Source organism: Undibacterium sp. 14-3-2 (assembly GCF_016595265.1).
GTDB classification, from domain to species: Bacteria; Pseudomonadota; Gammaproteobacteria; order Burkholderiales; family Burkholderiaceae_D; genus Undibacterium; species Undibacterium aquatile.
This window is the reverse complement of record NZ_JAENGS010000005.1, coordinates 166629-188658: the sequence shown is the minus strand read 5'-3', so window position 1 is coordinate 188658 and position 22030 is coordinate 166629. Positions and strand designations below refer to the sequence as shown.

The following is a 22030-nucleotide window of genomic DNA, read 5'->3' as shown; positions in this document are numbered from 1 at the left end:
TAGTATTTTTTGCTTCTGGAGCTTCTGGATGATGAAAATCTGGGCTGAATCAGTCGCGCCATTGTCCTGTTGCGATTCTGTGTTTTGCCTCGCGGATGACTTCTTCATCCGCTTGCGGCTCGGTCTGACAGATCATGTCAAGCTCCAGTACGCCGCCTTCTTCCCCGGTCAGTAAATTCCTGATCGTGGCATATGGTACGATAGCCGCGGTGTCCTGAATATCATGCTCAAAGGTGATCTCGAAATTTCCGGTTTTAAACGTTCTCAAGATGGTTTCCTTTCAGGTGTTAAAGCCTGTCGGCGTTGTCTTCAGGATTGCTGAACCCAGCCGATTTCGATATCGGCGCTGTGCAGATAATACCCTTCGCTCTCTATGCCCGCGATTGCTGCTGCGACATCCAGAGCCACAGGTTTGACCAGCCCCAATGTGTCGAAGCCGCGCTGTATCAGCCGGACATCGGCATAATCAGGGTCTTCCAGATTTAATAGTTTGATGTCGGTATTGGCAGCGACAGACAGGTGCTTTTTGGGCTGAGCGACACTCTGATAAATATCAATTTGCATATTTCCCTCAAAAAAATGATGGGTGGCTGCGTGCATTCAGAAAAGATCAAAAGATCATATCTTGCCAGAACAATTTGAATACTGACGAAAATAAAGGATACAGTTTTATGTCCTTGTTGTGATCATGTCTTTTGTTCGTTTGTGGTTTATCTGACTGATCAGTATCACCGCGTCGCATGTCGCACTTTACCTGAGTTATTTCGGTAACTCGTCATTAAGTAAAATGCAACGCGCGCAGCGTTGTGATGTAGAACGCAGATATTTCTCCTGGCACAATGGTTTGCAATTCATTTCTGCACTTTTGAATATAATTTCCTCCAACCTTCCTTCGTCAGGTACGTCACCTCGTTGACGAAGTGTTTCTTGCCAAATCTTATTGGCGAACGATATAAGCTTGCTTTCGTTTTTCTTCTGAATTGTCGTGGTTTGAGTTGTCAGTACAGGCGGTTAATGCGCTGCTGAATGCCCTCGTTACGCCAGTTGCTTGTTGCTGGATATTTGGTGTTGAACACAGTGTGAATCGTATTAACGTTCATCAGCATTGATCTTCACATGCAATATCACGCATCAAGTGGCTCAAAATTTTTCGTCATTTCTCGGATAATTCAAATTGAATTTCATTTCAAAAAATCAAGTTATCTCAAAATTCCTATCAGACTATGGCGCTTTGCTTTTATTGCTAAGCATAGTCGGTACATGGTTGACTGTTGATTTTTATCAGGAGCGCGAGCAAATTATCGAAGAGTCAAAGAAACTTGCGATCAACAAGAGTCAGTTGGTTGGCAGTTCTGTCGGTGAGTTGTTTCTTGTCACAGATTACGTGCTGCGCGACATCATTGGCAGACTCGATATCGTTAAAGATTTGCAGTTAACTAGCAAGGATAATGAAAGAAATATTCGCCTGACCGCAATTCTTTCGGAAAAACTCGAAACGGTCACAGGTCTCAGGGACTTCGCGGTGTTGGATCGTGACTGCCGCATTGTGGCGACAGCAAAATCACCTTTCATCGGCGTTAACACCGGCCAACATTTTTGCGGAGGTGTGAAGGTGAACCCGGGGCAAAGTACACATATAAAGTATTTATCCGCTGAACAATCGATTTCAGGTCGGTCCGCTGTGTTGATGTCGCGTATCCTGGGGTCTGCCGACGGGATTTTTCTTGGCGGTGTTGTGGCGGTGGTCGATCTGGCATTGGCACAAAAATGGATTGAAGCAATACATACCGAAACAAATGATGTACTCGCCATTATGGATGCTGATGGCCTGCTGCTGGCAAACAAGCCGGCACAACCAGATGCGATAGGGAAACTTGTTCCCGTGCCAATGGCTCAGTTTTTTTACAGCCGGATTAATGACCCCACTTCATTCATCAATAATTCCCCCTACGATGGTCGCCGGCGAATTACCGGAGTGAGTAAAGTGGAGCGCTTTCCCTTCATCACGATTGTTGGCTTTGACTATGACCGTGTGTTGAAGGCTTGGCGTTACAGAATGTGGCAGTTTGCCACTGGATTTCTGCTCTTGTGTATTTTCGCTGTAATCGCTTTGCGCGCGCATCACGAGGCATTGTGTCAACGCGAGAGAATGCGAAAACTCGCCACCACAGATGCACTAACGAATATTGCAAACCGTCGTCACATCATGGATACCGGAAACAGAGAATTTACCCGCGCCAGACGTTATACGCATTCGCTTTCAGTATTGATGCTGGATATTGATAAATTTAAGTTTATTAATGATCGTTGGGGGCATCCGGTTGGTGACCGGGTAATAAAAGAGTTGGCAAACTTGCTGACTATTACCGCCAGAGATCAGGATGTCAGCGGACGTTTGGGGGGCGAGGAATTTACGGTGATACTGCCGCATACTGATACAAGTGGCGCGAAAATCATTGCCGAGCGCTTGCGCGTCGTCGTCGCTGAAGCGCAGGGTGTAAATCTGGATGACAATACCATTGTCCGTTTTACAGCCAGTATTGGCATCGCCACATTGAATGTTGAAGATACATCTTTTGATATGTTATTGCAGCGGGCTGACAGGGCTTTGTACAAAGCAAAAGAAAATGGGCGTAATCGCGTAGAAAGCGATAACTGATTTTGTTTCACTGGATGAGCTGATCGTGGCGACGGGTAGGTAAGTCGGTTTTGCTTTGTCAGTGGTGTTTTTGTTTATCAAACAGATGAGAGGGTGTAGGATGCTGCACGTCGCCTGATGATTGCTTGTTATTGGAAGCAATCGGCATAACACGGTGTTGACAACACGTCGGTTTACCATGAAAACATTCAGCGTTTATTCCATCATAAAACAACTCGTCTTTTTTAGTTTTGCGGCCACTTTAAGTTCATGTGCCAGTTGGCATTCGGCAGATATCGCTGCGCTGCAAACGGAAAATGACTTGATCGCCAAACTGGGCAATCCTACCCATGTGTATCAGGATGGGCAAACGCATTTACTTGAGTACATGCGTGGTCGCAGGGCGCAGGCGACGCACATGGTCAGGGTTGCTGCCGACGGCAAAGTGCTTTCGTATGAACAAGTGCTGACAGACCAGAAGTTTGCCGAAATCAAACCGGGCGTATCTGATAAGGCGGCTGTGTTGAGAATGCTGGGTGCGCCGTATGAAAATGTGTATTACTCCAGAGTCGGGCTGGAAGCGTGGTCGTATCCATACAAGGAAAGTGGTGTGTGGAATTCACTGATGGCAGTCTATTTCGACCACTCTGGCATTGTGCGCAAACTGGAAAATGGCCCAGATCCTGTGTTCGAGCCGCGTGAACACCGGCGTTTCTGATGGCGTTTGGTCAGCGGCAGTATTAAGCGGTGCCGCATCGTCAGGATGTGTATCGACTTTAATCGACGGTAAGCGTGCCGGATCGTTCGGTAAGCAAACGGCTTAGTTCGTCGGCTGGTAACGGATGGCTGAGTAGGTAGCCTTGCACTTCATCGCATCCATATTCGTTCAGACAAGCCAGTTGTTCTTTGGTTTCAACTCCCTCGGCGATGACCGTTAGTTGCAGGTTGTGTCCGAGCTGAATGATGGTCTTGACAATGGCCGCGCCATCGGCACTGGTCAGCATATCGCGCACAAACGACTGATCAATTTTCAGCTTATCGACGGCCAACTGCTTCAGGTAAGACAGACTTGAATAGCCAGTTCCAAAGTCATCGATCGATAATTTGACACCCAGATTTTTTAATCCGTGCAGGATGTTTATGGTGGCGCCGACATCTTGCAATAAAATCGATTCCGTCAGTTCCAGTTCAAGTTGATGCGGTGGTAGGCCAGACTTTGTGAGTGCATTGGCAACCACATCCAGAATTTTGCCGCGTTTGAACTGTAATGCCGACAGATTGACAGCGACGACCGGGGCGTCAGGATGGTCGCGTAACCAACTGACGGCCTGACGGCATGCTTCGTTCAGTACCCATTCGCCGATAGGTACGATGTGACCACTGCGCTCTGCCAGGCTGATGAATTTGCCTGGTGAAATTAAGCCATCCACCGGATGCTGCCAGCGCAGCAGCGCTTCTGCACCGATGATCTTTCCGCTATGAATGTCGGACTGTGGCTGATAATGAATGCGGAATTCCTGATTGCGTAATGCATGTACCAATCCACCGGTCAGCCTGATCTGTTCTGTCAGGCCAGAATTCATCTCATGCGAGAAAAAGCAATAGGTGTTACGTCCGGCTTCTTTGGCGCTGTCGACAGCTGCATGGGTATGTTTGAGCAGCGTGTCGAAATCTTTCCCATCTTCAGGATATAAGCCGATACCGATAGAGCATGAAATATTCAGCGTATTGCCGTCGATATCAACAGGATCGATAAAAATATCGCTGATGGTATTCGCCATTCCAGCCACGCCGATTGCATCGCGTTTGCCGGCCAGAAGAACGACAAACTCATCGCCGCTCAGCCTGCTGATGGTGGCGGTTTCTGGTATGCACTGACGCAGACGCTCCACGACTTTAATCAATACACGATCTCCGGTTGCGTAGCCGAGGCTGTCGTTGATGTGTTTAAAGTGATCAAGATCGAGATACAGCAGCGACACCATTGTGTTTTCATTGTCAGCGATCATTGCTGCATGTTCGAAACGGTCTTGCAGCAGTGTCCGGTTTGGCAGGTGCGTCAAGGAGTCGAAGTTGGCCAGAAAATCCAGTTTCAACTTGGCTTCGGCGTGCGCGGCGCGGGTACGCAAGTTGATAATGCCAAACGCGAGATCGTTAGCGAGTTCCATCAGCAGCCTGATTTCTTCTGCATCAAAAGCGTTTGCTTCACTGGAGTAGAGGGTGAGGGCACCAATGGTATGTTCGTTATGAATCAACGGTAAACCTATGCTTGACCGGTAGCCGCGTTGTATCGCTGCCGTGCGCCATGGCCGCATTCTTTCGTCGGTTAATACATTTTGAATTGTCGTTGGTTCACCGGTTCTGATCGCAGAACCGACCGGCCCGCTACCGAGCGCGTTGCCGCCCCAGGAAATATTGATGCCATCGAGATAGCCATTCTCGTAACCAGACTGTGCAACAGGCTTCACAGTCCGTGCATCGTCATATTCAGCATATCCGACCCACGCCATCAGATAGCCGCCACTTTCGACGCACAAGCGACTGATTTCATTGAGCAAGGTATGCTCGTCTTCAGCCCGTACAAGCGCCATGTTACAGTCGCTGAGCAAGCGCAAATCGCGATTGAGCCGTTTCAATGCCAGCTCGCTGAGTTTGCTGGCGGTGACGTCCTGCACTGTGCCGATTAAGTGCAGGACGTGTCCATCTTCCTGATAAAAAGGTTTGCCACGCTCGTTGACGTATTTTATCTGCCCGTCTTTTAATAGTAAGCGACGGGTAATTTCATACGCGGTCTTGTTTTCAATGGCGTCGTTGTAACGGCGACTGAGCAAGACCCGGTCATCGGGGTGCGTCGCATCGACGAAAGAATGAGCTGAAGGCGTAAAAGTGTCGGGAGTCACTTCGTAAATACGGTACACCTCGTCGGACCAGATCACTTCGCCGGTGCTCCGGTTGATATCCCAGTTACCGATCTGCGCAAGTTGCTGGGCGATTTTCAGATTCACCTCGCTCTGACGTAATTCTGCCTGTGCTGATTGGTGCTGATCTGTGATTTGTTTTAATTTGCTTTGCATTTCTGCCAGTCTGGCAAGCACGGAACCTTGCAGGCTTTCAGTCACAGCCAATGGTTTGCTGAAGTCGCCGTTGCCGATACGTGTAATCTCTTCATGGACCTCGCCAACCGAGCCGCCCATAATGACCCTGAGGGCGCGTGAGGTGCGGTAGAGCATCAGTAGTGATAGCACTGCCAGACCAATAAAGAGAATCCTGATTAACAATGCACGATGTTCTGCGTTGCTGACTGCGTTATTTGTTCGCGCTGTCATCAAACCATAAAAATCATCGATGGGCTTCATGATCGCTGCTTTAGCGTTCAGGTAAGCAAAATCGTGCAACATCTGACTTGCTTTTTCTTTGCCATTCTCAGATTGCCGCAATTGCATTGCTTCTCGTTCAGTTTGTGTCAAACGGTCTGAAAAAACCTTCGCTTTTGACAAAACACTGAGTTCTTGCTCGGTAAAACCTGCTTCTCGCATCAATTCCAGAAGTGGCTTCGTCCGTTTGCTTTCCGCTGTCGGTGGTGTTCCTGTAGCGAGCACCAGATCCCAATAGATGCCTCCATAGTTCACTGGTCTTGGTTTTTTACCATCGCGGATATCCAGTATGTCCTGATAGTACTGCGACTGACGGCGATCACCAGAAACAACATAAAGTTGCGCCATGCGTGTCAGGTCATCAGAAGACTGACGTAACTCATCGGCCAGAAGAAATGAGTTCAGTCGCTGTTCGTTCGCTGCATCGATTGTTTTTTCTGCGATGACGGACAGAGTGAACGTGCAGACCAGGATGACCAGTAACGACAGTGTGTACCAGATGTTGCGTTTAAACGAATTTGAATTGACAGTGGATGGCATGGGCAATCAGTTGATGTCGATTCGATAAAAAACTCAGGATTCGATGAAAATTTGATACCGGAAGGTTGTCGTAAATTTACGTTAAGTAGGAATAGTAGTGGAATCAGAGGGTAAAAAACCTAAGGTGCGGATATTTTTTTGCTGGAAGCCGGAGTCATGATAAATGATGGGGGTTGAAATCATTAATACTAATTTAATAATTTCAACTTGGCTCAAACCCCGGGTTTTCTATTTATTTCAGGGATGACGTGGTTGTGAAGTGATTTTGCAGGAAATATGCAGGAACTTCATTTCTGATGTGCGATTGCGGAGGGGAAGCAGATAAAAAAATAGCCCGCATTAGCGGGCTTAAATCCAAACCTTGACGGTGTTGGAGGAGACAGGTGTAACTATACTGCACTGCAATAAATACGTAAAATCAAATATTTAGATAATAATCATTCATAAAATGCATAACTATCTGATTCACTTTACTTTTCAGGCTGGTATGACAATCGATTGCGTCCGTTTGCCAGAATGAAAGCGGGCCGGTGGCGGTGCGAAGCGGAGTGCTCGTCCGCAACGAGTAATTCATTCTTTTCAACGCTGTTAAAAATGATCACAATCGCTTGTTTGCCTGCAAACAAAGAAATAAAGAAATGCTTGATTGCAAGTCAGGTTTTCTTTTAATGTGTAAAGCAAGACCTGCATTTGGTGTATTTGCTTAATTTAAGGATTTATCATGCTCGGCGTTACTGATTACGGCTCGTTTGTCATTGCATTTATTGTGTTACTGATTATTCCCGGGCCTGGTAATCTGGCTTTGATCACCTCGACCAGCAAAGGTGGTATCAAAGGCGGTCTGGCGGCAACGCTTGGTGTGATATTTGGCGATCAGGTCTTGCTTTGGATGGCAGTGGCTGGTGTTGCTGCAGTGCTGCATTCGTATCCGGCTGCTTTTCAGGCCGTACAGTGGTTAGGTGCGGCGTATTTGATCTGGCTGGGATGCAAGATGTTGCTGGCCAAACCGGGTGTTGCGCCGGTGTTAAACATCAAGCCGCATCATTACATGCAACAGGCGCTGACGATTACCTTGCTCAATCCTAAAGCCATCGTGTTTTATATGGCTTTTTTCCCCTTATTTGTGGATCCGGTGCGCCATCAGGGGCTTATCACGTTCGGGTTTATGGCAATGACCATCGCGATTCTGACGTTCATTTATGGTTTGATTGCGGTGCTGCTGACACATTTTCTGGCTGAACGCCTGCGTGCTAATCCGGCAGTGACCCGTGTATTGGAAAAACTGGCTGGTTTATCACTGATCGGTTTTGGCCTGAAACTTGTTTCTTCGCGTTAGACCTTGTGCCTGCGTAAAAAAAAGCCTGCGAGACGCGGGCTTTTTTTTTGCAGAAAATTTAGCCGCTTTTACTGAAATTTATTCCAGCGCAACATGCGTTCATCAGAGGCCTCTTTCAGCAAGTGACGGGCGCTGAGTTTATCGGGATCGTGGTGCTTTTTATCCCCTTCCAGTTCCATCGCAAGTGCTTGTATCGCCGGAGGAAAATCGCCTTCTGCTGAGCGTTCCAGCCATGTCCTGGCTTGTACGGGATCTTTGGCGATGCCGTCGCCATCGGCGTAGGCATTCGACAGCAGGAACATTGCCTGGGCATTGCCCTGATCGCTGGCGACTTTTAACCAGTGCACCGATTTTTGCAGATCAAGCGGCGTGCCTTCGCCGTATTTTGCCATGCGTGCCAGCATGAAACTTGCCTTGGCATTGTTTTTCGTTGCTGCTGCTTCGTACCATTTCCATGCAACCGCCAGGTTTTGGGGAAGTCCAAGTTTGGCTTTGTAGTTCGCTTCAGCAAATGCGAATTGCGCTTCGGTATCGCCAGCTTTGGCTGCTTTTTCCATCCATTGCGCAGCTTCTGCCTGTTTGTCCTGCTGTACTGCAAGGGCTAAACCGAGTTCTCTTTGTGCTGTGACTATTCCCTGATTCGCCCATCCTCTGAGAGTTTTAATGGAGTCCGGGTGTTGCGCTTGTATCGCGCGCATGCCTGTCGATTCAATTTCCGCGGTGCCGGGATGGTTGTTGACGCCAGGTGTGCACGCAATGAAAAGACTGGTGGTGCAGGTGAGGGCAGCACGGGTGATGATGTTTTTCATGGTATTCATATTATAAAAACCTGCCCCTGTTGCCAGGAGCAGGTTTGCCGCTGAAATGACTACTTACAACTGTTCAATGCGGATTGCCTTGCGATTATTTGCTCAGGTCAATGGCATATTTGGCGAAACCATTGGCATCGAGTGCGCCTTCGGATTTCACCAGGCTCAGGCCAGAATTGGCGGCGATGGCCAGTTTGCCAGGTGCTGAACGCAGAATGACGGGACCAGCAGTCGTGGCTTTAACGAAACTCCAGCTTTTGCCCGAGCCATTTTTTGCCAGAGTCAGTTTGCCTTGTTTTTTCACGTAATCGCTGACCACAGCCTGATTTGCGTCAGGTGATTTGATGATAGTTTTGCTGCCGTCGATACCCGGGACATTACCACCGCCTGCTGCACGATAGTCGTTAGTGGCTACGATGAAATCATCAGTGTCGGCAATAGGCTTACCTGCGTATGTAAGATTCACGATGCGGCTGCCAACGGCTTTCGTTACATCAATCTGATAGGTCAGCGCATTGTTTTCGGCATAGAACACATCGTAGTTATAGATGGTTCCATACGATGGCACCAGATCTTGCTCAGTGGTCAGGGCTGGATTGATTTGCGCGAACTGTTTTGCGACGGTTTCCAGCCATGCTTTCAGATCTGAACCTTTGATCTTGACTGCCTGGATATTATTGTTACCGTACAAATACAGGTCGCCCGGGTTACGGACTTGCAGGCCAACTGGTGCAGCGGCTGTTGCTGTCGGTGCGACATCGGTAAAGTCTGTCGCACCATTGCGGCCAGCTTTAAATGGCGCGCTGCAGGAGATGACAGGGATCGTTTTGTAGCTGGCGATGGTCGCGTCAGTTGAGTTGGTAATGAAATTTTTGACGTAATCGATCTGTGCCTGATTCACGATTTGAATTGCGCTGACATCGCCGACCAAAGCAAAGTAAGCAGACATTTCAAAGTCGGTTGTCGTTCCCAGAGGCTGAGTTGCGTAAGACAGCGCTGCTTTATGCTCAGTATCGACCAGAGGAGCAACAGAAGCATCGGCATCAACAATTGTTGTGCCATCTTTGTATTTAAAGCCGCGCGCTTCGACGTTTGTCTGATCTTTTTGTACTACCCATTTACCACCCTGGTATTTCAATACCATCTGGATGATACCGAGGCGACGCCCCCAGCTTTGTGCCATCACTGTAGGAACGCCATTAACCAGACCTTTGACGGTATCCACCTGGCTTGCTGGCAGCGCAGCTAAGGACGCATCAATTGCTGGGCCGTTGGTTTCTTTGGCTTTTGGGAAGATCAGATGAGAGTGGCCTACCATCAGAGCATCAATGCCTGTGTTGGTGAGATGCAGGCTGGCATTTTCCATTTTTGGGCTATAGACCGAAGCATCCAGACCGCCATGAGATAAGGCGACGACCAGATCAGCACCTTTTGTGCGCATTTCAGGAATGTATTTGTTCGCTGTTTCGACCGCACCATTTACCATGACTTTACCCGCCAGGTATTTTTGATCCCAGTCCATGATCTGCGGTGGAACAAAGCCCATGATGCCGACATTCAGCGTAACACTCAGCGGTGAGCCGTCTGGTGTCGTTGCATTGAATTTTTTAGGAATGATGGAGTAAGGATTGAAGATCGGTTTTTGGCTACTGATACCAACCACGTTGGCGAGAACAACAGGGAAGCTAGGTGCGCCGCAGTTGACTGGTTTTGTAACGTCACTCAGACCAAAATCTGTGTTGGTGATCTGGCTGAGGAAATTCAGACCATAGTTGAATTCGTGATTACCGACACCGGCACCATCATATTTCAGCGCGTTCATCACTTTATGGATGGCCATCGTGCCACTGCAAGGAACTGGTGAGGCCACAGCTTGATAATCACCGAGCAATGTACCCTGAATCACGTCACCATCGTCCAGCAATACGGTATTTGGATTTTCTGCGCGTGCCGAATTGATCAGTGCGGCAGTGCGCTCAAGACCGAGGCTGGTATCCGCTTTTAAGCCGTAGTAGTCATAACTCAGAATGTTTTGATGTAAATCGGTCGTTTCAAGTAACGCGACTTTTAAAACAGTTCCCTCAGGAATCACGCTGACAGTATTTGAGCTGGTGCCGCAGGCTGTTAAGGCTAATGCTGTAAGCGGCGGTAGCCAATGGATTGTTTTCATGTTGTCTTTCTCAATTTTAGGTTCGGAAACGGTTGCCAGCGATTGCGCAATCGATTGCTAATTTCATTAAAAAATATAAATTTTTATTCTTTGTCTTCATTCCCAAAAGACCTGAGGATTATCAGTGGTGAATATGTCAATGATATGACAGTACAATATTTTCTTTTTATTAATGTACAGTTGTTTCTGAAAATCAAGTAAAAACGTGTTCTGATTCGGTCTGTTTTCTCGCTGTCCAGACGTGAGCAGGTGTTTGGAAATATAATTCGGTTCTGCAAACAAGATGTTGTTAAAGCGTTTTGCTTTAATGGTGTTGTCTTGAAGTAATTCCTTATTCAGTTTCTGACCAATCACATGCCAACCTTCTTCGTGTTTTCTGTTTCCGCATTTCAGTTACGATTTTCACAGTTTAAAAAATACACAGCGCTCTTTGCCTCGGTGTCCGCATTGAGTCTGATGAGTGCTTGTATGAGCACGCAGCCATCTGTGGTGCCGACGCCAGTGACGGCGATTCCTGTTGCTAAGGCAAACCGGCCAGTCAGGATAGGTCTGGCGCTGGGTGGCGGGGCGGCGCGCGGGTTTGCTCATATTGGCGTAATTAAAGCACTGGAATCACAGGGGATACAGGCCGACATCGTGGTTGGTACCAGCGCTGGCAGCGTTGTCGGGGCGATGTACGCTGCCGGTAATAATGGTTTTGCGCTGCAGAAGATGGCACTGGAAATGGATGAGGCAACGATTTCTGACTGGTCTTTGCCCTTATTTGCCAAATCCAGCGGTGTGCTAAAAGGGGATGCTTTGCAAGCTTATGTGAATCGCATGGTACATCAGACGCCGATTGAAAAACTTAAAAAGCCGTTTGGTGCAGTGGCGACCGATCTTTCCAGTGGGCAAGCCGTTTTATTTCAGCGCGGGAATACTGGCACGGCGGTACGCGCATCGTCTGCGGTGCCCGCGGTGTTTCAACCAGTACGCATCAATGACCGGCAGTATGTTGATGGTGGTTTAGTGGCTCCTGTGCCGGTACGTTTTGCCAGAGATATGGGAGCCGATCTGGTGATCGCCGTCAATATCTCTCAACAACCCGAAGCGCAAAACGGCAACAGTACAATCGACATTTTGTTGCAGACAGTGACGATCATGGGACAGAGCATTAATCAGTTCGAGCTGAAACAGGCAGATATCGTGATTCGCCCTGAACTGCCAAGCATGAAGGGTAGTGATTTTGCTGGTCGTAATCTGGCGATATTGGCGGGTGAGCGGGCTGCGATGGCAGTGATGCCTGAATTGAAGCAAAAATTAAAGGCGATGCAGGAACGCTGATTAAAAAGGTATTGACCAGAAAAAATACTCCCGGGGAGTATTTTGCAAAGCCTGGTGTCGACGCTGACGCCAGGCTTTTTTATTTGAAAATCAGGGGGAGTATATGCGGAGAGCTGGAATGATAACTATTGCTTGGTGTCGTTGTCATTAATGCGGCGGGCGCCGTTGAAACGATTTTTCCAGTAGGCAATATCCATACTTTCAATCCGCACCTGACCACCAGCGGAAGGGGAGTGTATAAATTTATTGTCCCCGAGGTAGATGCCGACGTGGGAAAAGCCGCGGCGCAGCGTGTTGTAAAACACCAGATCACCAGGCTGAAGATCTTTCTGATCGATATTTTCGCCAACGCGACTGATTTCTGCTGCGGTACGGGGCAGGTTGGCACCTAAGGCATCTTTGAATACCAGGCGTACAAAGCCGCTGCAATCGAGACCGTTTTCCGGCGTGCTGCCACCACGTTTGTAGCGTATGCCCATGAAGTCCATGGCTTTCATGGTCAGATCAGAGGCACGTTGTTTGATTTCTTGCAGTTTGCTGAACGCAGTGGAGGATTCAGGGAAGGGATTATCGCTTGCCTGAGCCTGATGGCAGACGGATAGTTGCAATGCTGCTGCGACGAGCACTAATGTGGCATTTCTTTTTAGTCTGGAAACGTTTATTAGCATCTTGGCACTTATTGAAGAAAACTGGTCAACTTTAAGCGAAGTCTTCAATAATGTAAACCTTTGAGGTGTCATTTCATGGATTGCCCCTTTTAGAAGTGAAAATTGAAAAACACTTTTTACTCCAATGAAATTAGGCATCGCGTACAATCCCCGCTCTACTAAATATGGAGCTGACTATGCAAACCAAACCTATTCTGACGCTGGATGATGTCAAAAAAATCGCGGCAGCAGCCGAGGCAGAAGCCAAAGCAAATAACTGGGCGGTGGTGATCGCGATTGTTGACGATGGTGGGCATCTGATGTGGCTGCAGCGACTGGATGGTGTGGCACCTGTTTCTGCACACATTGCACCTGCCAAGGCAGCGACGGCGGCATTAGGTAAGCGTGAGTCTAAGATATATGAAGACCTGATCAATAACGGACGCTATTCGTTCCTCAGCGCACCGCTGATTGAGGGAATGCTCGAAGGTGGTGTTCCTATTTTTGTTGATGGCCATTGCGTTGGTGCTGTTGGTGTTTCCGGCGTGAAGTCTCAAGAAGATGCGCAAATTGCCAAAGCAGGGATTGCCGCCTTAGGTTTGTAAGTGTTTATCTTCCCGTGTTTTTATTCATGGATGCTTAGTGGGTAAGTTGAAACACGGGAACTCAGGGGTTTGCAAGGGCTTATGATTTGCCTGAGAGGTGGTTTTGAGCTATAATTCGAGGGTTTAACTAATTCTAAATCTCGCCGTAGCGCCTACCCAAATTCTCATCGCTCCATTCTTATTGACAGGCTGCTCGTTTATCGTTCGGCCTGAGATAACGCAACTTGGGGCGTCGCAGCGGCGGTAACAATACAGGAGTTGCCCTTGCTGCCCATTCCGCAGTCCCTTCTTCGTTCCGGTCAGGATCCCGCCATACTTGCTCTTGCCGATGGAACTATTTTCACTGGATATTCTATTGGCGCTGCCGGTCATACTCTTGGTGAAGTTGTTTTTAACACTTCCATGACTGGCTATCAGGAAATCCTCACCGATCCCAGTTACAGCTCTCAAATTGTCACCCTGACGTATCCGCATATTGGTAACACCGGTGTTAATTCTGAAGATGTTGAATCAGACAAAATCCATGCCGCTGGTCTGATTATTAAAGATTTACCGCAACTGGTTTCCAATTTCCGTTCCGAACAATCCCTTTCTGCTTACCTCCAGTCTCAAAACATCGTTGCTATTGCCGGTATTGATACCCGCAAGTTGACACGTATCTTGCGTGAAAAAGGTGCACAGGGTGGTGCGATTCTGGTTGGAGCAGATGCTGAAAAAGCGATCGCGCTGGCGAAATCTTTTCCGGGTTTGTCTGGGATGGATCTGGCGAAAGTTGTTTCTGCCAAGCAGGCTTATGAGTGGACTGAAGCAGAGTGGGTGCTGGGTCAGGGGTATGGCCAGTTGAAAGATCCGAAGTTTCATGTGGTTGCTTTCGACTTTGGCGTCAAGCGCAATATTCTGCGCATGCTGGCCGAGCGCGGCTGCAAGGTTACCGTATTGCCAGCGCAATCCACGGCTGCCGACGTGCTGGCGCTGAATCCTGACGGTGTGTTTTTGTCGAATGGTCCTGGCGACCCTGAGCCTTGCGATTATGCAATTGCTGCTGCCAAAGAGTTGATCGAGAAGGGCATTCCGACCTTTGGTATTTGCCTGGGTCATCAAATCATGGCGCTCGCCTCCGGTGCGAAAACACTGAAAATGAAATTCGGTCACCACGGTGCCAACCACCCGGTGCAGGATCTGGATACCAAACAGGTATTGATCACGTCACAGAATCATGGTTTTGCCGTTGATGCCGCATCTTTGCCAGCAAATTGCCGTGTTACGCACATGTCTTTGTTTGATGGTTCCCTGCAAGGCTTTGCGCGTACTGATAAGCCAGCTTTCTGCTTCCAGGGGCATCCTGAGGCGTCTCCGGGACCGCATGATATTGCGTACCTGTTTGATCGCTTTATCACATTGATGACCACGGCAAAGACAGGAGAATAATAAAAATGCCAAAACGTAACGACATAAAAAGTATTTTGATTATCGGCGCTGGCCCTATCATCATCGGTCAGGCTTGCGAATTCGATTATTCGGGTGCGCAGGCTTGCAAGGCTTTGCGCGAAGAGGGTTATAAAGTCATTCTGGTTAACAGTAATCCTGCCACCATCATGACTGATCCGGAAATGGCCGATGTGACTTACATCGAACCTATTACCTGGCAAGTGGTTGAACGCATCATCGCTAAAGAAAAACCGGATGCGATCCTGCCGACCATGGGTGGTCAGACCGCACTGAATTGCGCGCTGGACTTATGGCGTAATGGCGTGCTCGACAAGTATAAAGTTGAACTGATCGGCGCAACTCCTGAGGCGATCGATAAAGCGGAAGATCGACTGAAATTCAAAAATGCGATGACCAAAATTGGTCTTGGTTCAGCACGTTCCGGCGTCGCACACTCGATGGAAGAAGCCTGGACAGTGCAAAAGGATGTCGGCTTTCCGGTCATTATCCGTCCTTCGTTCACGATGGGTGGTACGGGTGGTGGCATCGCCTACAATCCGGAAGAATTCGAGACTATCTGCAAACGCGGTCTGGAAGCGTCGCCTACCAATGAATTGCTGATCGAGGAATCGCTGATAGGCTGGAAAGAGTATGAAATGGAAGTCGTGCGCGACAAGGCCGACAACTGCATCATCGTCTGCTCCATCGAAAATCTGGACCCTATGGGTGTACATACCGGCGACTCCATTACTGTGGCGCCAGCACAGACTTTGACTGATAAAGAATACCAGATCATGCGTAATGCCTCGTTGGCGGTGTTGCGTGAAATCGGTGTCGATACTGGTGGCTCCAACGTCCAGTTCTCGGTTAATCCGGCTGATGGCCGCATGATCGTTATTGAGATGAATCCGCGTGTATCCCGTTCATCTGCATTGGCATCCAAGGCAACTGGTTTCCCTATCGCCAAAATTGCTGCCAAGCTGGCGGTTGGCTTTACGCTCGATGAATTGCGCAATGAAATTACTGGTGGTGCTACGCCAGCTTCTTTCGAGCCTTCGATTGATTACGTCGTTACCAAGATTCCACGTTTCGCATTTGAAAAATTCCCGCAGGCAGATAATCGCCTGACGACGCAGATGAAATCTGTCGGTGAGGTGATGGCGATCGGTCGCACCTTCCAGGAATCGTTCCAGAAAGCGTTGCGCGGCTTGGAGGTCGGCGTCGATGGCATGAATGAAAAAACCCAGGATCGTGAGACTCTTGAAAAAGAACTTGGTGAGCCTGGTCCAGACCGTATCTGGTATGTTGGCGACGCTTTTGCCCAGGGTTTTACTATGGAAGAAGTGCATCAGCTGACACATATCGACCCATGGTTCCTGGTGCAGATTAAGGATATCGTCGATATCGAATTATGGCTGGATGAACAGTCACTCGACAGCGTGGATAAAGCCCTGATGCGGCAACTGAAGCAAAAAGGTTTCTCTGACCGTCGGCTGGCAAAATTGCTGAAAACAACCGACACTGCGATTCGTGAAAAACGCCGTGCTCTGGGTGTGCGTCCAGTGTATAAGCGCGTTGATACTTGCGCCGGTGAGTTCGCCACGAATACCGCCTACATGTATTCGACTTATGAAGAAGAGTGCGAATCCAATCCGACTGATAAGAAGAAAATCATGGTGCTGGGCGGTGGCCCTAACCGTATCGGTCAGGGTATTGAATTCGATTATTGCTGTGTCCATGCTGCATTTGCGATGCGCGAAGATGGCTATGAAACCATCATGGTCAACTGCAATCCTGAAACAGTTTCGACAGACTATGACACATCTGATCGTCTGTATTTTGAACCGTTGACGCTGGAAGATGTACTGGAAATCGTCGACAAAGAAAAACCAGTTGGCGTGATCGTGCAATACGGTGGTCAGACACCTTTGAAGCTGGCACTGGATTTGGAAGCGAATGGCGTTCCGATCGTCGGCACCTCGCCTGACATGATTGATGCTGCTGAAGATCGCGAACGTTTCCAGAAAATGCTGCAGGAATTGGGCTTGCGCCAGCCGCCTAACCGTACTGCGCGTACTGAGGCAGATGCGCTGGCGCTGGCACAGGAAATTGGTTACCCATTGGTTGTGCGTCCATCGTATGTGTTGGGTGGTCGTGCGATGGAAATCGTGCATGAACAACGTGATCTTGAGCGCTACATGCGTGAAGCCGTAAAAGTATCGCATGACTCTCCGGTATTGCTGGATCGCTTCCTGAATGATGCGATTGAAGTCGACGTCGATTGCTTATCTGATGGTCAGCGTACATTCATTGGCGGCGTGATGGAACATATCGAGCAGGCTGGTGTGCATTCCGGCGACTCGGCATGTTCATTGCCACCATATTCGCTGTCACAAGAAACCATTGCTGAACTCAAACGTCAGACTGCGCTGATGGCCAAGGGCTTGAATGTCGTCGGTTTGATGAATGTGCAGTTTGCGATCCAAAAACAAGACGGTAATGATGTTGTTTTCGTTCTTGAGGTGAATCCACGTGCTTCCCGCACTGTACCTTACGTATCTAAATCAACAGGCTTGCAACTCGCGAAAATCGCTGCGCGTTGCATGGTCGGTCAGTCTCTGGATTCACAGGGCATCGGCGCTGAAGTTGTGCCGCCATACTTCAGTGTTAAAGAAGCCGTATTCCCATTCGTGAAATTCCCGGGTGTTGATACTATTCTTGGCCCAGAAATGAAGTCGACTGGTGAAGTCATGGGTGTTGGTAAAACATTTGGTGAAGCTTTTGTAAAATCCCAGTTGGGTGCCGGTGTTAAGTTGCCGACCTCAGGCAAGGTTTTCCTCAGCGTTAAAAATAGCGATAAACCGCGTGCAGTAAAAGTTGCAAAAGATCTGGTTGAGCTTGGTTTCTCTGTTGTTGCTACTCGCGGCACAGCTGCTGCGATTGCTGCTGAAGGTGTTGCAGTTTCCATCGTCAATAAAGTGGTTGAAGGGCGGCCGCATGTTGTTGATATGATCAAAAACAATGAAATTGCGATGGTCATCAACACAGTTGAAGAAAAGCGGAATGCGATTACTGATTCACGTGCGATTCGTACCTCAGCACTGATTGCGCGTGCGACGACGTTCACAACGATTGCGGGCGCTGAAGCTGCAGTCGAAGGGATGCATCATTTGAATGAATTGCATGTTTATGATTTACAAGGTTTGCATAAGACCTTAAACTGATAAAAATTACAGTATTGGGACTCTGTGTTCTAATACTGCATCTTAGATACAGAGGTCACAAAAGATATCGCTTACGTGATGTCGGATGTGGCCTCTGTATTTTTACTTTTAAAAGTGTGAACAATATGAGTACAGTACCTATTACCAAGTTCGGTGCAGAGTTGTTGAAGCAAGAGTTACACAACCTGAAGACAAAAGAGCGCCCAGATGTGATTAACGCAATTGCGGAAGCGCGCGCACAAGGAGACTTGTCTGAAAATGCCGAGTACGATGCTGCCAAAGAACGTCAGGCTTTTATTGAAGGTCGGATTGCTGAGTTGGAAGGTAAGCTGGGATCAGCGCAAATTATTGACCCGTCTACTTTGGATGCAGAGGGTCGCGTCGTCTTTGGTGCGACCGTACATCTGGAAGATCTGGAAACGGAGCAGAAGGTTAGTTATCAGATCGTCGGTGAAGATGAGGCTGATATTAAATTGAGTAAAGTATCAATTACTTCACCGATAGCCCGTGCTTTGATTGGTAAGTACTCCGGCGATGTCGTTGGCGTACAGGCGCCAGCAGGTGTGCGTGAGTATGAAATTTTAGAAGTCAATTATATCTGATGGTCTTACCCGGTCTCATACATGACCGGGTTATCTCTGCAGGGTAGATAATCCACCCTGTGTAATCATTTACCTAATGCTGATTTTTTTGCGCTGGCTTGACGAGGTTTTGCACGTTTAACATTGCCACCTTGGGTGACGCGCTCATTACCCTTTACCATTACTTTTGAAACCGTTGGTTTTTTTGTGCCGCTTGGGCTAGGTTTGACGATAGTTACTTCACGTAAGCCTCTGCCCTTTTTAATCAGCTTGGTCTCTTTTACGCCTTCTAATTTAGGGCGATAAATAACCAGCAACTTGCCTATGTGTTGGATAGGTGCAGCATTCAGTTCTGTGCAAATCGTATCGTACATTGCGCTACGTGCTTCGCGGTCATCACCGAAAACGCGTACTTTGATTAAGCCATGTGCATTCAGTCCTGCATCAATTTCTTTCAGAACTGCTGGTGACAGTCCTGCGTCGCCGATCAAGACGATAGGTTTTAGTCCGTGAGCTTCGGATCGGAGTTCGCTTCTTTCGGCGGGTGTAAGTTTTAACATAAATTTTCCTTGTGCATTTTATTTTTGGTGCACGATAAATACATCGCCTGGCTCAGCCAGGCTAAACACAGTTTCTTTTAAAAGCAGTATTTTACGCGAATGGCAAAGAATAAATTCAATCAAAATTGGGTTCACGATCATATTAATGATCCTTATGTGAAACTTGCACAAAAAGAGGGCTATCGCGCGCGTGCCGTTTATAAGCTAAAAGAAATAGATGAGGCTGAAAAACTGATTCGTCCTGGCCAGGTTGTCGTCGACTTAGGTGCGACTCCGGGAAGTTGGTCGCAATATGTGAGAAATAAACTCGCCGGAAAAGATGGTGGCGGCATTAATGGGGAAATCTTCGCGCTTGATCTGCTGCCGATGGAGCCTATCGCTGATGTCCAGTTCATACAAGGCGACTTCCGGGAGGATGACGTGCTGGATCAGTTGGAGAGCCGGTTGGTTGGCAGGAAGGTTGATTTGGTTTTATCAGATATGGCGCCAAATTTATCTGGTAATTCAACAGTGGACGCCGCCAGAGTTGAGTACATCATCGAATTAGCGGTCGCTTTCGCTAAGGCGCATCTGAAGCCCGGCGGTTCTTTGCTGGTCAAATGTTTTCATGGACCCAGTTACAATAATATTGTGAATATATTCAAGGACGAGTTTAAGGTTGTCATGAATAAAAAACCGAAGGCAAGTAAAGATAAATCTTCCGAAATATTTTTGTTGGGAAAAGGCTTAAAGCATCCTGATTGAGTATTTTCCTCTTGATAATCCTCAATATCGCCAGCATATGCTGGCTAGCAAGCTCTACCTATTGAGGGTAGAATGACTGATTACAGTGTCAAATGGCGTATGTTGCGTCCAAGGAGTTCTCGTGAATAATATGTTTTCAAAAGCAGCTATATGGGTCGTAGTCGCCTTAGTGCTTTTCACACTTTTCAAGCAGTTTGAGGGGAAAAGTATCGGTGCTGGTATGGCTTCTGTGCCTTATTCCGAGTTTTTGGAAGAGGTCAAAGCAAAGCATATTAAAGAGGCGACAATTGACGATGCTAATCGCACAGTCACCGCTGTCACTACAGATGGCAAAAAAATCAAATCCCAATTAACGATTTTTGATCGCGGTTTGGTTGGCGATCTGGTCAATAATGGCATTAAATTTGATAACAAACCGCCAGAGGAGCAATCTTTCCTCTCGCAAGTGTTCATCTCCTGGTTCCCTATGCTTTTGCTGATCGGCGTATGGATTTTCTTCATGCGTCAGATGCAAGGTGGAGGCAAAGGAGGTGCATTTTCGTTTGGTAAGTCAAAAGCCCGCATGCTTGACGACACAAATAACAATGTGACGTTCAGTGATGTTGCTGGCTGTGATGAAGCAAAAGAAGAAGTCACTGAAGTTGTTGATTTCTTGCGTGATCCCACAAAATTTCAGAAATTAGGTGGACGTATTCCGCGCGGTATTCTGATGGTCGGTCCTCCAGGTACTGGTAAAACTTTATTGGCTCGTGCGATTGCGGGCGAAGCTAAGGTGCCATTTTTCACTATTTCTGGTTCTGATTTCGTTGAAATGTTTGTCGGTGTTGGCGCTTCCCGTGTTCGTGATATGTTTGAAAACGCCAAAAAGCATGCGCCTTGCATTATTTTTATTGATGAAATTGATGCTGTTGGTCGTCATCGCGGTGCTGGCATGGGCGGTGGTAATGATGAGCGTGAACAAACCCTGAACCAGATGCTGGTCGAGATGGATGGTTTCGAGGCAAATTCCGGTGTGATTGTGATTGCTGCAACTAACCGCGCTGACGTACTCGACAAGGCTTTATTGCGTCCGGGTCGCTTTGATCGTCAGGTTTCTGTTGGCTTGCCGGATATTCGCGGTCGCGAACAAATTTTGAATGTTCACATGCGTAAGGTGCCTATCAGTAGTGATGTAAAGGCAGATATCCTTGCACGTGGTACTCCTGGTATGTCAGGCGCTGATCTTGCAAATCTGGTCAATGAAGCGGCGTTGTTTGCTGCGCGCCGGAACAAGCGTCTGGTTGAAATGATCGACTTTGAAGACGCTAAAGATAAGATTTTCATGGGGCCAGAGCGCAAGTCTATGGTGATGCGTGAAGATGAACGCCGGAACACCGCCTATCATGAATCTGGACATGCAGTTGTTGCCAAGCTCATGCCGAAAGCTGATCCTGTCCATAAAGTAACGATTATGCCGCGTGGTTTTGCATTGGGGTTGACCTGGCAGTTACCAGAACATGATCAGATCAGCGGCTATAAAGATAAGATGCTGGAAGAAATCTCTATTTTGTTCGGTGGTCGTATTGCTGAGGAGATTTTTGTCGGCCAGATGTCGACTGGGGCTTCCAACGATTTTTCACGTGCGACTAAGCTGGCTCGTTCCATGGTGACACGTTTTGGTATGTCTGACAGCATGGGTGTGATGGTATATGAAGACAGTCAGCAAGAAGGTTATTTCGGAGGCTCTTCTAAAACTATTTCCGAAGCTACCCAGCAAAAAGTAGATGCTGAAATTCGTTCTATTCTTGATACACAATATGCTCTGGCGCGTAAATTGTTAGAGGAAAACAGAGAAAAGGTCGAAATGATGACCAAAGCTTTGCTGGACTGGGAAACGATTGATGCTGATCAGGTGAATGACATCATGAATGGTCTTGAGCCGCGCCCACCTAAGATTGGTCAGTCTGCTGGTCGTTCGTCTTCGGATAGTACATCGGGAGGTGTTTCTCCTAATGCGGCGGCACCTGCCTGACCTATTGAGTTTTAACGCTATCCAATTAAAAAGGTGAGGA

17 protein-coding genes are annotated in these 22030 nt (G+C 47.9%); 10 read left to right on the top strand and 7 right to left on the bottom strand.

Annotated features, from left to right (window positions below):
- Positions 1–49: 49 nt before the first annotated feature.
- Both Undi14_RS12820 and Undi14_RS12815 read right to left on the bottom strand, forming a co-directional pair.
- Entirely contained in the window at positions 50–268 is a 219-nt protein-coding gene (locus Undi14_RS12820; protein WP_200180667.1) for a hypothetical protein, read from the bottom strand.
- A 41-nt stretch (positions 269–309) separates the two neighbouring features.
- Positions 310–564, bottom strand: a complete 255-nt coding sequence (locus Undi14_RS12815; RefSeq protein WP_186885458.1) for a hypothetical protein — start codon at positions 562–564, stop codon at positions 310–312.
- Between the two features lie 700 nt (positions 565–1264).
- Between Undi14_RS12815 and Undi14_RS12810 the strand changes: the two genes are divergently transcribed.
- Both Undi14_RS12810 and Undi14_RS12805 read left to right on the top strand, forming a co-directional pair.
- On the top strand, positions 1265–2659 hold the full coding sequence (locus tag Undi14_RS12810) for a GGDEF domain-containing protein (protein WP_234030584.1): 1395 nt from the start codon (positions 1265–1267) through the stop codon (positions 2657–2659).
- 178 nt (positions 2660–2837) lie between these two features.
- Entirely contained in the window at positions 2838–3356 is a 519-nt protein-coding gene (locus Undi14_RS12805; RefSeq protein WP_234030583.1) for a hypothetical protein, read from the top strand.
- 58 nt (positions 3357–3414) lie between these two features.
- On the opposite strand, the gene Undi14_RS12800 is transcribed toward Undi14_RS12805, so the two are convergent.
- Complete coding sequence (locus Undi14_RS12800) at positions 3415–6552, bottom strand: EAL domain-containing protein (protein ID WP_200180665.1); 3138 nt, start codon at positions 6550–6552, stop codon at positions 3415–3417.
- 721 nt (positions 6553–7273) lie between these two features.
- On the opposite strand from Undi14_RS12800, the gene Undi14_RS12795 reads away from it, so the two are divergent.
- On the top strand, positions 7274–7888 hold the full coding sequence (locus tag Undi14_RS12795; protein ID WP_200180664.1) for a LysE family transporter: 615 nt from the start codon (positions 7274–7276) through the stop codon (positions 7886–7888).
- Positions 7889–7956: 68 nt separating this feature from the next.
- Here Undi14_RS12795 and Undi14_RS12790 read toward each other — a convergent pair whose 3' ends face one another.
- Positions 7957–8706 (bottom strand): tetratricopeptide repeat protein, encoded by a 750-nt coding sequence (locus tag Undi14_RS12790; protein ID WP_200180663.1) that lies wholly within the window; start codon positions 8704–8706, stop codon positions 7957–7959.
- 85 nt (positions 8707–8791) lie between these two features.
- On the bottom strand, positions 8792–10867 hold the full coding sequence (locus Undi14_RS12785; RefSeq protein ID WP_200180662.1) for a bifunctional 2',3'-cyclic-nucleotide 2'-phosphodiesterase/3'-nucleotidase: 2076 nt from the start codon (positions 10865–10867) through the stop codon (positions 8792–8794).
- 468 nt (positions 10868–11335) lie between these two features.
- Here Undi14_RS12785 and Undi14_RS12780 point away from each other — a divergent pair, with 468 nt between their 5' ends.
- Positions 11336–12190: a patatin-like phospholipase family protein gene (locus tag Undi14_RS12780; RefSeq protein ID WP_200180661.1), complete on the top strand. Its 855-nt coding sequence runs from the start codon at positions 11336–11338 to the stop codon at positions 12188–12190.
- Between the two features lie 125 nt (positions 12191–12315).
- Here Undi14_RS12780 and Undi14_RS12775 read toward each other — a convergent pair whose 3' ends face one another.
- Positions 12316–12858, bottom strand: a complete 543-nt coding sequence (locus tag Undi14_RS12775; protein WP_186885452.1) for a C40 family peptidase — start codon at positions 12856–12858, stop codon at positions 12316–12318.
- A gap of 176 nt (positions 12859–13034) precedes the next feature.
- Between Undi14_RS12775 and Undi14_RS12770 the strand changes: the two genes are divergently transcribed.
- The 4 genes from Undi14_RS12770 (at position 13035) to greA (ending at position 18696) form a co-directional block, all read left to right on the top strand.
- Positions 13035–13442 carry a heme-binding protein gene (locus Undi14_RS12770; RefSeq protein ID WP_186885451.1) on the top strand — a complete coding sequence of 136 codons (408 nt, stop codon included), beginning with the start codon at positions 13035–13037 and terminating at the stop codon, positions 13440–13442.
- Between the two features lie 273 nt (positions 13443–13715).
- A complete protein-coding gene (gene carA, locus Undi14_RS12765; protein WP_200180886.1) occupies positions 13716–14870 on the top strand; it encodes a glutamine-hydrolyzing carbamoyl-phosphate synthase small subunit in 1155 nt (384 codons plus the stop codon).
- Between the two features lie 5 nt (positions 14871–14875).
- Positions 14876–18094, top strand: a complete 3219-nt coding sequence (gene carB / locus Undi14_RS12760) for a carbamoyl-phosphate synthase large subunit (RefSeq protein WP_200180660.1) — start codon at positions 14876–14878, stop codon at positions 18092–18094.
- A gap of 125 nt (positions 18095–18219) precedes the next feature.
- Positions 18220–18696: a transcription elongation factor GreA gene (gene greA, locus Undi14_RS12755; RefSeq protein ID WP_186885449.1), complete on the top strand. Its 477-nt coding sequence runs from the start codon at positions 18220–18222 to the stop codon at positions 18694–18696.
- A 65-nt stretch (positions 18697–18761) separates the two neighbouring features.
- Here the strand turns inward: greA and Undi14_RS12750 are convergent, their stop codons facing one another.
- Positions 18762–19235, bottom strand: a complete 474-nt coding sequence (locus Undi14_RS12750) for a YhbY family RNA-binding protein (RefSeq protein ID WP_200180659.1) — start codon at positions 19233–19235, stop codon at positions 18762–18764.
- Positions 19236–19334: 99 nt separating this feature from the next.
- Between Undi14_RS12750 and Undi14_RS12745 the strand changes: the two genes are divergently transcribed.
- Entirely contained in the window at positions 19335–19979 is a 645-nt protein-coding gene (locus Undi14_RS12745; protein ID WP_186885447.1) for an RlmE family RNA methyltransferase, read from the top strand.
- A gap of 121 nt (positions 19980–20100) precedes the next feature.
- Positions 20101–21990 (top strand): ATP-dependent zinc metalloprotease FtsH, encoded by a 1890-nt coding sequence (gene ftsH / locus Undi14_RS12740; RefSeq protein ID WP_186885446.1) that lies wholly within the window; start codon positions 20101–20103, stop codon positions 21988–21990.
- Positions 21991–22030: the final 40 nt, after the last annotated feature.

Bases quoted from the DNA above. Each gene is read 5' to 3' on its own strand.
- Undi14_RS12805 (WP_234030583.1), top strand. From the start codon at position 2,838: ATGAAAACATTCAGCGTTTATTCCATCATAAAACAACTCGTCTTTTTT.
- Undi14_RS12745 (WP_186885447.1), top strand. From the start codon at position 19,335: ATGGCAAAGAATAAATTCAATCAAAATTGGGTTCACGATCATATTAAT.
- Undi14_RS12795 (WP_200180664.1), top strand. From the start codon at position 7,274: ATGCTCGGCGTTACTGATTACGGCTCGTTTGTCATTGCATTTATTGTG.
- Undi14_RS12800 (WP_200180665.1), bottom strand. From the start codon at position 6,552: ATGCCATCCACTGTCAATTCAAATTCGTTTAAACGCAACATCTGGTAC.
- Undi14_RS12775 (WP_186885452.1), bottom strand. From the start codon at position 12,858: ATGCTAATAAACGTTTCCAGACTAAAAAGAAATGCCACATTAGTGCTC.
- carB (WP_200180660.1), top strand. From the start codon at position 14,876: ATGCCAAAACGTAACGACATAAAAAGTATTTTGATTATCGGCGCTGGC.
- Undi14_RS12770 (WP_186885451.1), top strand. From the start codon at position 13,035: ATGCAAACCAAACCTATTCTGACGCTGGATGATGTCAAAAAAATCGCG.
- Undi14_RS12785 (WP_200180662.1), bottom strand. From the start codon at position 10,867: ATGAAAACAATCCATTGGCTACCGCCGCTTACAGCATTAGCCTTAACA.
- Undi14_RS12790 (WP_200180663.1), bottom strand. From the start codon at position 8,706: ATGAATACCATGAAAAACATCATCACCCGTGCTGCCCTCACCTGCACC.
- Undi14_RS12780 (WP_200180661.1), top strand. From the start codon at position 11,336: ATGAGCACGCAGCCATCTGTGGTGCCGACGCCAGTGACGGCGATTCCT.
- greA (WP_186885449.1), top strand. From the start codon at position 18,220: ATGAGTACAGTACCTATTACCAAGTTCGGTGCAGAGTTGTTGAAGCAA.
- Undi14_RS12750 (WP_200180659.1), bottom strand. From the start codon at position 19,235: ATGTTAAAACTTACACCCGCCGAAAGAAGCGAACTCCGATCCGAAGCT.
- Undi14_RS12815 (WP_186885458.1), bottom strand. From the start codon at position 564: ATGCAAATTGATATTTATCAGAGTGTCGCTCAGCCCAAAAAGCACCTG.